Source organism: Thalassobacter sp., from assembly GCF_982993085.1.
In genome coordinates this window covers 1-12,635 of sequence record NZ_CEZFMW010000106.1, presented here as the reverse complement: position 1 = coordinate 12,635, position 12,635 = coordinate 1, and the positions used below count along the sequence as shown (strand labels likewise).

The window sequence follows — 12,635 nt, the reverse complement described above, 5'->3', positions numbered from 1 at the left end:
ATGGCCAATACCATTCAACTCAAGCGCCGCGTCTCTGGCGTCGCCGGCGCGCCTGCCACTCTGAAATCCGGCGAGCTCGCCCACAACGAAGTCGATGACACGCTCTATGTCGGAAAAGGCGATGATGGCGCAGGCAATGCGACCTCCATTGTGTCCATGGCAGGCTCTGGCGGGTTTGTCGCCCGCGTGGGCACCCAGACAGTTGGTGGAACCAAGACCTTCTCTTTGGTGCCAAAGTCGAGCCAAGACGCGAGCGGTGGAACGGATCTCGTACGCAAGTCCCAGGTGGATGCTTTACTCTCCGTCAAAGCGCCTTTGGCTTCACCTGGGTTTAGCGGCTCTCCCACAGCACCAACCCCTGTGGCCGGCACAAACTCGACACAGATTGCAACCACAGCCTTTGTGAATGATGCCATTGTCGGCTTTGGGGCCGGCGACATGGCCCGCTCTACCTATGACAGCGATAGTGATGGTAAGGTGGATGCGGCGGAAGTGGCGGATGCGGCACCTTGGTCCGGGATTACCGGCAAGCCGACGAGCTTTGCGCCCTCAAGCCACAGTCATGCAATTGGACAGATTACGGGGCTGCAGAGCGCGCTCAACGGTAAGTCTGCATTAACATCTCCAGCTTTTGCGGGAACGCCGACGGCGCCGACCGCCTCTACTGGGACGAATACGACGCAAATTGCGACCACGGGATTTGTGGCCGCAGCGATTGCTGCGCTGATTGATGCCGCCCCCGGTGCGATGAACACGCTCAATGAATTAGCCGCAGCCCTCGGCGATGATCCGAATTTTGCAAGCTCAGTCACCAATGCGCTGGCGGGCAAACTGGCGGCAGCCTCAAACCTGTCGGATCTGCCGAACAAGGGGGCTGCGCGCTCAAACCTTGGGCTGGGGTCCATGGCAACGCAGGCTTCCAGCAGTGTCGCCATCACTGGTGGCTCGATCAACGGGATCGCACTTGATGGGGGCACGTTCTAGGCCATGACAAACACATTGCTTGTGAAACGCACCACTGTCGCCGGCCGGGTGCCAAGTACCTCTCAACTGGCCCCCGGTGAGCTGGCGATGAATGTCACCGACGGCAAACTGTTCCTAAAGCGTATCGCTGGTTCCGAAAGTGTGGTGGAATTGGGGCAGACAGGGCCGCAAGGACCGGCGGGGCCCGTGGGGGGGCGCGGGCCGATAGGTCCCAAGGGAAATACGGGGGCGACTGGCACAACAGGGCCCCAGGGGGATACTGGACCGACCGGACCGCAGGGGCCTGCAGGTCCAACAGGGCCTACGGGTTCAAAAGGAAACACCGGTGCCACCGGGCCGCAAGGCGCAACCGGCCCAACACCCGCGCATCAATGGTCTGGGACAAGTCTGCGGTTCTACACCGGGTCGACCTGGGGTGGGTATGTGAACCTCAAGGGCGCGACAGGGTCTACTGGTCCGAAGGGCAACACCGGTGCCACAGGTCCAAGGGGTCCTGAAGGCGCAACTGGTCCAGCCGGACCAACAGGCGCGCGAGGGCTTACAGGACCAACAGGAGCGACTGGCCCGGTCGGACCTCAAGGGCCCGCCGGGGCTAACGGCTCACCCGACACCGCCGCGCAAGTGCGCGACAAGCTCAAATCCGTGGATGGCTCCGGTTCGGGCATCGATGCCGATCTCTTAGACGGCAGTCACGCCAGCGCCTTTGCACGGCTTTCTGAGGCGACGTTCAGTGGGACCGTCACCGCGCCGAATTTTGTCTCCTCATCAGACGCCCGGCTGAAGTCGGACGTGGCGGTCATCAGGGATGCCTTAGTCAAAGTCCAGGCGATCAACGGGGTCACCTTCACCATGGCGGGCTCTGATGCTCGACAGATGGGTTTAATCGCGCAGCAAGTGCAGGCCGTCGCACCGGAGGCTGTGGTTGAGACCGAAGGCATTTTGCGACTGGCTTACGGCAACCTCGTCGGGCTTCTCGTCGAGGCCATCAAAGACCTCTCAGTCGAGGTCGAGCAGCTGAAAGGAACCTCACCGTGATCGAGACAGGATTGCACGTGATCTACAATACCACTGCGCGCCTTCATTACGCTGTCGATGTTCAGGAGACCTACGCCGGCATCTGTGTTTTTGAGCCATGCCAAGAGGGTCAAATCGCGCCTGACTATATTGGCGCGCTTGCTTGGCAAGACTTGAAGGAAGCCCTCGAGGAGCCGCAGGAGAACTCCAATAAGGCCGGCTTTGTCGATCTCGAGGGCAACGGCATCTTTGTGCCTGACCTGCCCGGATGCCCACATGGCGCCATCTACAAGGGTCGTTCCTACATCTTCCTCGACGGCATGGTCGGGCACGATGAGCTGACCGACTACGCCCTGATCGATATCATGACCGACAACAGTGGCTTCCCCCTGCCCTGGCGCAACCGCTTTGCGCAGTCGGCGCGCGAGAAGGTGGACTATTCCTTCCGGCACCGGGCGCGCACGCAGGCGTCAAACGCCCTTGTGATCTTCATGCCCATCGCTGGGCTATTGTCTGGGGCTCGAGTTGAGTTGCTCTGCGACCAAGACCCCATCCTGCTCAACGGGACCTCGGTCGCTGGGCGCATTGACGATGCGTCGATCCCAAACGACGGGATCTGGTTCAAGCAGTTCTACTTCCACGCAGATGCGTCAAGTGAGGCCCTTCTTACACTTCCGGCCGGTGGTCGGGCTGAAGTGCCCATTACCCTGCGCTGGAACCGAGACGGCGCGCCTTGCTCCCATGAGCTGACACTCAAACTCGAGAGCGACGCCGGCTATCTGCCGAAGCGGCGCCTAACGACCAACGCTCAGGGCCAAGGGCGTTTTACTGTCGAGGCACTTGGCCTCAGCGCAGGCGACCAGATCGCGGTTAAGCTTAACACTGAGCACTACACCGCCATCGGCAAGATCATCTTGGAGGTCGTTTGATGCACATCGAAACCACAACCGAGCTCCAGATGATCTACCCGGCCTTCGTGATGCACAAACACTGGGACATGCCCAAGGGCTTCAACGACAGGCTGTACGCACTGGCGGCCGAGGACGCGGTGGCCAACCGCATCAATGACGCGGACGACGGTCGCAACGTTGGCGACCAAACCAACCACCTCGGGCATCTGCGCCATAACTTCCTAATGGATCGGCAGGACCCGGCGATCGCTGCGCTGGCGGAGATGGTGGCGGCGGCGGTGAGAGAGTACCTGCAACTCGCCTATGGCTACGAGCACACCGGAGATATCTCCATGATGTCTGACACCTTTTGGCAGCGCCGGGCCGAAAAAGAAAACGTCGGGATCAACACCCACACGCATATCCAGACGGATATCGTCTGCACCTATTATCCGAGGGTCAAGCTGGACGCTGACTGCCCTGACACGTCCCTGCATCGCGGGGCGGTACGCTTCTACGATCCCGCAAACGTCGGCAAGCGGCTCTGGCCCTGCAACAACCCCGACGCCTATGTCGGCGGCTGGTACGCAGTCGAGCCGCGCACAGGCTCTATGATCGTCTTCGAGGGCCATGTGCCCCATGACAGCACCTATTTTGAAGGCGAAGAGCGCATGTGCATTCCTGTGCTGTGCTCGATTAACTTGCCTAATTCCCACTGCAAGGCAGGGCTCGCCGAGATCATGGCTCATCAAACGCAAGGAGGCCCCCATGGCCTATAAGGTTGGAACCATCATCGTCATTGATGACAGCGGTCAAGTGGATTGGTCTCGCATCAAAAACAAACCCGCCATTGGGGCGGGCGATATTACCTCTGTGGCGGTGGGCAACGGCAATCCCATTGGTGGTATTAGGGGTGTTGGCAGCAACGGAGGTGGGAACTGTAACTGCACCGCGAACTGTTATGTGAACAGCCTATCGGGTGGCGGAACCAGTGGTGTGGTCTCGATCACTGCCAACCGCAACTTCTACAATTGTAACTGCAATTGCCGGTGCTGAACATGGAGGTGCGCAAGACCAGCTCTGAGCTCTGGCCCACGCGGGTCATATTTTTTGAGACACCCGTGGATTGGGAAGTGAACCGCCAACTGGCGGATGAGGCGATAGCAGCAGTGGGGGATCTAAAGAACGGGCATGCGCTCAGCGCGTCCAAGCGGCGGGTACGCGGGATATTGGAGCGCAGCGCCGCGGGTCAGGCCCTAAAATCTCATCTCTTTGCCTGCGCGCGGGACGTGTTAGGGCCTTGGTCTTCCTACCTAGACCCTGACCACTGCGAAAACCGCGCCTTGGTCATCGCCCCCGGCGGCTTCATCTCCACCCATAAGGACAACCGCGAGGGCGATCTCACCTGCGTACACTTTCTGACGGGAGGTGGTGCGGAGCTGCCAGTGAACTCTGTGGGCACCCCGCGCTTTGTGATTGAGGATCCGTCGCGCTACTTCGATGAGGGCCGCCTGCCCTATGAGGCGCGGCATGGATACTCCGTCAACCCACGCCCCGGGCTGTCGGTGTTTTTTCCTGCGCATATTCCTCACAACCAGCACCCCTTTGAGGGGGATACGCCCCATGTGCAGGTCGTCGCGAACTTCCGCGTCACCCTGCCCGACGCTCTTGAAGAAAGGCTTTTTGACTGATGTGGTTTGATCTCACCCTCGAGGCCCGTGACGGTGCTCGACATACCCTGCGCTACAATCCCCACACTTCGGAATGTGAGGGCTTGGCTTTGCCCGTAGAGCCCGGTGAATTTGAGCCAGTGCTGCGAGTGGCCAAGGATCGCCCAATTGGCAAGTCCCGCGCCCCGCGTGTGCTAAAAATCCAGCTGGGGCTGTCGTGCAACTATAGCTGCAGCTATTGCAGTCAGGCCTTCCAGATTGAGGATGCGACGGTCTCAAAGCTGGCCGATGTGGAACACTTCTTAACCCAGCTCGACGGCTGGATCACGCAAGCCCCAGAGCAAATTGAAATCTGGGGCGGTGAGCCGTTTCTGTACTGGGCGAAAATCAAGCGATTGGTGCCAGCGCTGAAGAAGCGTTTTCCCGGAGTGCGCTTCTCGATAATCACCAACGGATCGCTACTCAATCGCGAAAAGCTGGACTTCATTGCTGCGCACGACATTGCGATCACCATCAGCCACGACGGGCCGGGACAGCATTTACGTGGGCCGGATCCGCTTGATGATCCGGAAAAGCGTCAATGGATCGAAATCCTGCTGGCGGAGCGTGCAGATAAGGTCGGGTTCAACGCGGTGCTGACGCAAGAACATCATGATCTAAAGGCGCTGAAGGCTTGGTTTGCGGATCGGATTGGGCCGGACATCCACGTCGGCCTCGAAGGCGTTGTGAATGTCTATGATGCCGCGACCGCTTTAGGCACAGGACGGTTTGCACCTGCAGAGCTAAACAGCCTCACACGGTCAATATTTGAGGCGCTGGTCGAGGATCCGAACGCCTTTGGTCTCGGCGAGCGCATTGATGAGTTCTACGCCTCGATCCAGCGGCAAAGGCCCATTGAGGCGTTAGGGCAAAAGTGCGGGATGGACCGAGAAGATACCATCGCCGTCGATCTCCGCGGCAACGTCATGACCTGTCAAAACACCGGGGCAAAGGGCGAGCACAAGATCGGTCATGTTGAGGCTTTTGAAGATATCGCGCTCAATACCGCGACGCATTTTGCCTTTCGCGAGGAATGCATAAAATGCCCGGTCGTGCAGCTTTGCAAAGGCTCCTGCATGTTCCTCGAGGGGGAGTTCTTCAAGCAGAGCTGCGCCAACGAGTTTGCCTTCAATATGGGGATCATGATGGCTGCCGTCTGGCATTTGACGGGGATGGTGGTCATAGAGATCAAGCGATCAGATTGATACAATCTTGGGCGGCGACCTGGGGAGCATAGGCCACTATTGCAAGCGCAGTCCCAGCACAAGGCCAACAAGGATGTCCCAAAAGACTAGGACAGGCAAGATTGCAAGCCAAAGCATAAACACGGAGGCCCTCGCTATCACGGCAACCAAAAAAACAGCTGCCATAATCAGCATGTAAATTACCTGTAGCTGAGCCGCTTTTTTGCCGCGTAACTGGACCCCCGCAAGCTTAAAAGATGAGTATTGCGGCTTCAAAAAATTAAATGTGCCCGCCTTATTTTTGATAGAAGCGCTAACGCCGGTCTTAGACAGATTGAAGCCGAAGGGACCTGCACGCCAACGGCCGATGAGCTGGACCCGCCCATTTTGCAGTGCGACACGCGTGCCATTTGCAATTCGTGTAGACGCCCGCACCCCCTTTGAAGAGTTGGCCGTAACGTTGACGGAGCCAATCTTCTTCTCAGCGCGGACTGCAACACCACCTGTCCGAGAGGCTCGCGTGTATTTGCCTCGATGTTCAATACGCACTTGCTTGCCATCTTCATCTTTTTTGCCAAGGCCAATCACAAATCGTCCTCGCCATGCGTCGGCTCAAACGTTTGCGATCGAATATCCACATTTAATTTTTGTATTGTGTCCCCAAAAGCATTTTCCATGCGGACCATAGCGTCTGTCATGAACTCTATCATGCGTGGCCAGTCCTCGCGGTCAAACATATCAGCTTCTGTCTCACACTTGATCCGACAAGCGCGACGATGATCCAGGCGCTCCCACTCCATCGTTCCGCCGAACACAGCCTCAATAGCTTTGCGTTGAGCCAAAAGCTGATCAAAGACATACTTGTTTTCAGTCTGTTCACCCCGATCAATGTATATTTCCGCGCGTCCATACTTGCCTGACGCAGCAAACTTAAACCCAACACCTCGCATGCCAGAACCTGCACCAATCCAAGTTCGGTAACCCGCTGAAATATTATCGTACAGTTTCGACTTGCTTTGCATTGCTTGAATTAATTCCGCCCAAAACTCACGGCGAATTGCGTGCCGAGCAGCTTCCGCAGACGAAGCCTGCTCTTCTTCTTGAGCCTTGTCTGCCAAACCAATCACAAAGTCCTGTGTATCCTTCACAGGGATGATTTGCTCAACGTTTAGGAAAAGATCGTCTGCCATTGACCAAGGCGTGACCTTGAAGCACTGAACCTGCAGCTTGAAGTTCATCAGCCACAGCACAGTCGAGGTCACCTCTTTGCGGAAGTTCGCGGCGATCAGCATGATCCGCTGCGATACACCGCGATTGAGCGTGACCTCTGACAAGTCGGCTACTTCCAGAAAATCAGCAATCAGTTCACTGGCCACCCCAGGCTGTCCTGTCTTGGTGAGATGATCCTGATAGATACCGCAGATGCTTTCTGTTTTCAGGCTCGCGCAGTAGGAGGCGTATTTCATGGCCTGCCAGGTGACGTCTTTTCCGGTGTCGTCGAGCTTGTTTTCGATAATAACCAAGCGACCCTTCTTGTCCAAAGCAAGAAGATCCAGACGTTCCTGCGTGTCGGAAAAGCCTGCAAACTCTTTCTGGATGATCAACAGGTCCTCACCAAGACAGGATGGATACTTGGCTATCCATTCCTGTAGGTGCTGACGCTCTTTGAAACCCAACTCAGAAAAGCTGCGTGCCCTGAGCGGCTTGATCGAGTTGTCACCTTTATCAATGCGAAACATGCGACTTACTCCTGCTCACTACGAACGTAGGTCACATAAAAGCCCTTGATGATGCGGTGCTCCTGCAACCGATCACTGAGCGAAAACCCGTCCTTTTTGATAGGTGCCTGAAAAATATCGAGGCCGCGATCAAGCACGATCTTCCACCCAGTATCGGTGACGATGTCGCGCGCATGCGCTGTACCCGTACCATCAAAAGCCCAAGTAAACTCAACACCAGAACCGACACAGGCGTCCAAGATTGAATCCAACAGCTCGCGTTGTTTGCTAACGTTACCATCATCCGGCCCAGTCACGAGATGAACGCTGACCTGATCCTCTGGCGATTTCCGCCGAATTACCATTTCGACGAATTCCATCATGTTTCGGATTTGGTAGAAATATCGGACGTAGGGGTCTGTCACGACGATCTTTGACGCGCCCTCAATGTAAGGACCGAAGAGCCGATCGTAGCTGATCCCCTTGCGATCCTCTGTGAAGACATGGTGGCCTTCTTCGAGAACGGGCTTAGCCTCAGCTTTGGCAGGGCGCCCAGCCTCCGAAGCGCGCCCTGATGTCGATGCCCCTTCGTCACCGGCAGATGTGGGCTCACCAGTACCAACTGACGTCTCTGACTGTTCCTGCTCCTTGGGATCCAGCGCAGGCTTGAGGTGATAGAACTGCGGGTATTCTTCCTCCTCGACCGTGGTCACACGGCGCTTGGTCCCGTCCGTGCCAAGGTAGTGAAAATCGACCTCGGGATAGGTACTGTCGATGCGGGCTAGTTGGTCTTTGACCCGCTTGCGGCTCTCCATGGCTAGGCGCAGCAGTTCTTCGACATCCTCGGCCGTTTCGCCACCATTCGGGAAGATCAGTTTCAGCAGGCCCGACATCGTCTTGTAGATCGCATCCCTATCACGCGTTGAAATCTTCTCGCTGATCTTGAAATGCTGATCCGGCCGGTTGGAGAAATCTTCCTGACGCAGATGGCGCAACATTTCAGCGAGATAATCTACAATAAAACCATACCCGCTTGTGAACATCTCACCACGGATCACGTCGATTTCCCAGCCAGGCAGATAGGCATGCAGACGATCGATGAAGGCCGAGTCATGGAACTGCGGCGGTAGGGCCTCAAAGAGGTCGCTGTTTTTCAGCATGAAAGGCACATTGTGGTCGGTGTTGCCGACAAACGCGAAGCTAGCCTCGGCCCCCATCGGGTTCACACCCCGAGAGAAGGTTTTGTTGGCCATATAGTTTTTCATGATGTCGACCAGCGCCTTGTTCGCTGTCTTTTCTCGACCAGCGAATTCATCAAAGGCCACGACATCCCAATAGCCGACAAGGCCAATGCGGCCGTTCGAGTTGTTCACAAAGAGCTTCGGGATCGTCACCTCGCCACCTGAGATCAGCTGACCGTGTGGCGAAAACTCTGAATAGATGTGCGATTTACCGGTCCCTTTGGGCCCAAGCTCAATGATGTTGTAGTTGCGTTCCACGAAGGGAATCAGGCGCATCAACTGCAAGAGCTTCGCCCGTCGCCCAAAGGCCTCCGGGTTGAACCCGATGCTTTGCATCAGAAGATCGATCCAATCGTCAGTGTTGAAGCTGCCCCGCGCCTCACGGTAGCCCTCATAGTCGACCTTGGCGATCTGGATGGGCTTGATGGTCTCGAGGATCCACGGCGAAATACGTGCATCCTCCGAGAACTCGTATTGAACATCGGCGATGCACCAGACACCCGTCACCAGCAGCTTTGGGTGCGCCTTGATCGTGCCGCTGTCGACCGCAACCTTCTTGATACCGAGGTTGTCGAAGGTCGCCTCGTAGCTGTCGGTCTTCTCGTTCAACGACACGCTGATCTGGTCGATGACCTTGTAGCGCCCCTTTTCCTTGATCGTTGACTGGATGAGCCCCGCTTCGCTGCGGTGGACATAATGCTTGCGCAGTATTTCTTTGACAGTCTCGATGCCGGTCGCGATCGACGCCTCGTCGTCGGTGGCGCAGTACTGCCCCAAGAGATACTCGAGCACATAGGTCGGAACGATCGCGTTGCCCTTGACCGCCTTGACCAGGTCCTTGCGCACGACAAAGCCCGCGAAATGTTCATTGATCCTGGCGTCGAGATCACTCATGGGCCCGCTCCTCAAAAGTCAAAATCTGTTGTAATGCCACGTTTCAACTGGAAGCGATGGCTTGTGTAGTCCTGATAGTGGCTGGTCTTGCCGACCCGCTCCCGCAATTTCAGGAATACGTCTTGGTTGTTGAATTTGTCCGCCTCACGCGACAGCAGGAACTTCCGGGGCATTTCGCGCTCACGCGCGTTGTCCGAGGTGAAATCGAACTGCAGGACATGCTCGTCTGAAATCAGTGTATCGTCGGCTGCATAGATACCCGCAACCAGCTCGCGCGCCTGCATCTTCTCAGAGACCGGTTGCGCTTGGTAGAAGATAACAGCCGTTTGCCCAGACGTGATCTGGCTGCGGCCAGATACGATGATCTGCACCTCAACCTGGTTCACATCCGCCTCGCGCTGTTTCCCGACGCGAATAACCGGGACCACGATTTCCTGCAGCGACGCACCGCCATGGACAAACCGGCTCCCTGCCCCTTTGACGCGCAGGCGGTTGATCGAGTTCGGGATCAGGACATCGAGGTCACCCGCCAAGCCAAGATTGGCTGAGCTGAACTTCTTCATGCCCGCGGTTTCTTCGAGGCCACGACCGATAACGAAGCGGCGATTGCGCAGCAGGATTTCTTCGCCCTTGGGATCAGCAACAGCGAAGTCGCTCTCATCAAGCGATCGGTGCTGGTAAAGGAATCCGTGATCTGCCGTGATCAGGATGTTCGAAAAATTCGCCGAAGTCAGCTTGCGAACCAGCTTGGTCAGCTCTTCGATCGCGTCTTCTGCCGCCTTGGGCAGCTGATCTTCAGTCTGCAGCTTATCGCTAATCGCATCGATCAGGTTGTGATAGATGTAGACCACGTCGTTGTCGCGGAAGAGCTCTTTGCCCTCATCGACCCGCATATCGAGCACATCGCGTGCGGACAGAGCCTTCGCGCGGTCGCCTGCACGTCCTGTTGCCAGGAGCTTTTCGCGCGCGGCGAGCCCTTGGGTGCTTTCGCCACCCGAAAGAACAGATCCGCTGCCATCAGGCGCAAAAGACAATTCCCGGTTTGGCAACAGTGCCGCCATCCCGAGCTGTGTATAGCTGGGTAGCGCACTGATCATGGGCTTCAGCTCTGCATCAAACCGGTTCAGTGCCCGAATGCGGCGCAAGCATTCTTCGGCCACCTCAAAACGCAGGGCATCCGAGATAATGACCACGACTTTTTGGTCTCGACGGCGGAACTCTGCTGCTTGCTCGACGTAGAAGGCGCTCTGGCGTGCGTAGCCGGGGATTGTCCAATCGCTCAGTCCGGCAACCTGATCCTGCCAGGCGTCATTCAGCTTCAACAGAAAGCTATTCGTGTATCGGTTCTCAACCGCCTCGTAGAGTTCCGAGAGCAGCGAGGCATGACCGCTGCGCTGCATGTGGTAGATGAATTTGCGGTAGAGCTGGTCGAGCTTGTACCAGCTGCTGACGTACCGCTTCACCCCTTCGGCAGGGCTCGTCATCCCCAGATTGGCCTCGGCGAGCGCCTGCTGAAATTCCGTCGCAAAGCCGATCGCCTGATAGATGTCCTCATAGGAGCCATACCAATGGCTCTGGCGGCGCTCGCGCACCCATTTCAGCACCTCAGAAGCGCTGACGGTCTGGGTGGACATCGCGTGCACGAGCTGCCGGATGATGTGTCGGTCAATTTCCTCGAAATGGTCAACGGCCATGACCGCACGGAAATCGCGCTTGGACAAATCTTCCGGGATCTTCAGCAAGCCCTGATACCGCGCGGCCAAGGTCTCGAACGCCTCTTCCCAGTGGCGGTTGTTCTTCCAGCGCCGGAAAACCAGAAGCGCCTCGGCGTTCAGCTTACCATCTTCGCCGAGCGCCCGCAGGTACGCCGACTGGAAGAGCGCGATCGCGAAGTCTTCAAGATCGGGCTGGTCCGGCTGATAGCAATAGGCATTCCCAACCTGCTTCCAGAACACCTCGGTCAGGCCAGACCGCTCGATCAGCCGCATTGCATCATCGCGACCCTCAGCCAGCTCACCCAACAGCGTCTCGACCACAGTATCAAGCCCACCTTCGGCGCCAGCGCAGACGGCCAGCATGCGCAGCCGCACCTGGGACTGTGTGTCTGCAGCATGCAAAAGGCGCTTCAGGTCGGCCACACGCGCTTTGGAGCGGTAAAACTCCATGTGATTGCGCACAACGCTTTCGAACTGAGGCGGCAGGCTCAGCTCACCCAGCCAGATACCAGCCTGATCCGCCTTGAACACCGCCGTTGCCAATTGCAGGTCCAGCAGCCAGTTCGCCGCATTCCCCGGCTCTGGCCCATCATGGAACACCAGAAACTTCGCCTTTGGCTCCTGCCGCATCATCCGATGCTTCAGTCCAAACTGGTTGTTGGCGATTTCCACCTTCGTCACACCAGCCAGATCGAGCGCATCGAACTCTCCCCGCATGTCGCGCGCTGCGTCATACCAAAAGACGATGCGATGCTCATCAAAAAGCCGTTCCAGGCTGGCGGTGATCCGATCCGTCATCAGCTTACTCCGACAATCTTTTTCAGGGCGGTGCCAAATTTTGGATAGTTCGCCTTCACACCGTCATCGAGGTCGATCTCGATCTTGGTCTGAGCCAGGGGGAAGACGACATCGCGCTCCCATTCGTTCAGCTCGTCGATTTGTTTGGCGATCACGCCCATATCCTTCAGCGCCTTGGTGCGCTGGCCCTGGCTGGCGCTCGGGTCGTCGGACAGTTTTTCAAGCCGCCCGCGCTCGGCCTGCAGCTTGCTGATGAACTCGCGCAGGTAGTCGTTGAGGATGACCGACACCGTGTCGCCGCGATACCGGTGCATGTAGATCAGCGCGTTGAACGTCCCCTTGGGGCTGGAGACCATCCAGTAGATCGGGCGTTTCTTGTAGCGCTTCACGTGGTCGGCATAGAAATCCTTGGTGAAGTATTTGCGGATGTCCTTGCCAAGCGCGTCCTCGATATAGCGCAGGTTCTCGCGGAAATGCGCCTCGCCGAA

At 57.2% G+C, this 12,635-nt stretch carries 11 protein-coding genes and 1 pseudogene; 7 read left to right on the top strand and 5 right to left on the bottom strand.

Annotation, left to right across the window (positions count from 1 at the left end):
- The 7 genes from AC4GMC_RS14350 to AC4GMC_RS14320 all read left to right on the top strand — a co-directional run.
- Positions 1 to 984: phage tail fiber repeat family protein (locus AC4GMC_RS14350; RefSeq protein ID WP_487877917.1), on the top strand; the 984-nt coding region annotated here is incomplete at its 5' end.
- Between the two features lie 3 nt (positions 985 to 987).
- Positions 988 to 2,019 (top strand): tail fiber domain-containing protein, encoded by a 1,032-nt coding sequence (locus AC4GMC_RS14345; protein ID WP_487884335.1) that lies wholly within the window; start codon positions 988 to 990, stop codon positions 2,017 to 2,019.
- Positions 2,016 to 2,927 carry a hypothetical protein gene (locus AC4GMC_RS14340; protein ID WP_487877813.1) on the top strand — a complete coding sequence of 304 codons (912 nt, stop codon included), beginning with the start codon at positions 2,016 to 2,018 and terminating at the stop codon, positions 2,925 to 2,927. Before AC4GMC_RS14345 ends, AC4GMC_RS14340 begins: the two co-directional genes overlap by 4 nt.
- Entirely contained in the window at positions 2,927 to 3,667 is a 741-nt protein-coding gene (locus AC4GMC_RS14335) for a hypothetical protein (protein ID WP_487877812.1), read from the top strand. Before AC4GMC_RS14340 ends, AC4GMC_RS14335 begins: the two co-directional genes overlap by 1 nt.
- Positions 3,657 to 3,944: a hypothetical protein gene (locus AC4GMC_RS14330; protein ID WP_487877811.1), complete on the top strand. Its 288-nt coding sequence runs from the start codon at positions 3,657 to 3,659 to the stop codon at positions 3,942 to 3,944. Before AC4GMC_RS14335 ends, AC4GMC_RS14330 begins: the two co-directional genes overlap by 11 nt.
- Positions 3,945 to 3,946: 2 nt before the next feature.
- Positions 3,947 to 4,579: a 2OG-Fe(II) oxygenase family protein gene (locus AC4GMC_RS14325; protein WP_487877810.1), complete on the top strand. Its 633-nt coding sequence runs from the start codon at positions 3,947 to 3,949 to the stop codon at positions 4,577 to 4,579.
- Positions 4,579 to 5,802, top strand: coding sequence for a radical SAM protein (locus tag AC4GMC_RS14320; protein WP_487877809.1), 1,224 nt, complete (start codon positions 4,579 to 4,581; stop codon positions 5,800 to 5,802). Before AC4GMC_RS14325 ends, AC4GMC_RS14320 begins: the two co-directional genes overlap by 1 nt.
- Positions 5,803 to 5,838: 36 nt before the next feature.
- Here AC4GMC_RS14320 and AC4GMC_RS14315 read toward each other — a convergent pair whose 3' ends face one another.
- The 5 genes and pseudogenes from AC4GMC_RS14315 to AC4GMC_RS14295 form a co-directional block, all read right to left on the bottom strand.
- Positions 5,839 to 6,369, bottom strand: a complete 531-nt coding sequence (locus AC4GMC_RS14315; RefSeq protein WP_488082125.1) for a hypothetical protein — start codon at positions 6,367 to 6,369, stop codon at positions 5,839 to 5,841.
- On the bottom strand, positions 6,366 to 7,520 hold the full coding sequence (locus AC4GMC_RS14310) for a DUF4268 domain-containing protein (RefSeq protein WP_487877807.1): 1,155 nt from the start codon (positions 7,518 to 7,520) through the stop codon (positions 6,366 to 6,368). The genes AC4GMC_RS14315 and AC4GMC_RS14310 overlap by 4 nt, the downstream gene beginning before the upstream one ends.
- A 5-nt stretch (positions 7,521 to 7,525) precedes the next feature.
- Positions 7,526 to 9,634 (bottom strand): BREX system Lon protease-like protein BrxL, encoded by a 2,109-nt coding sequence (brxL, locus tag AC4GMC_RS14305; RefSeq protein ID WP_487880184.1) that lies wholly within the window; start codon positions 9,632 to 9,634, stop codon positions 7,526 to 7,528.
- 11 nt (positions 9,635 to 9,645) lie between these two features.
- Positions 9,646 to 12,147 carry a BREX-1 system phosphatase PglZ type A gene (gene pglZ, locus AC4GMC_RS14300; RefSeq protein ID WP_487879483.1) on the bottom strand — a complete coding sequence of 834 codons (2,502 nt, stop codon included), beginning with the start codon at positions 12,145 to 12,147 and terminating at the stop codon, positions 9,646 to 9,648.
- Positions 12,147 to 12,635: pseudogene (locus tag AC4GMC_RS14295) on the bottom strand (BREX-1 system adenine-specific DNA-methyltransferase PglX); the annotation flags it as partial. The gene pglZ and the pseudogene AC4GMC_RS14295, both read right to left, overlap by 1 nt.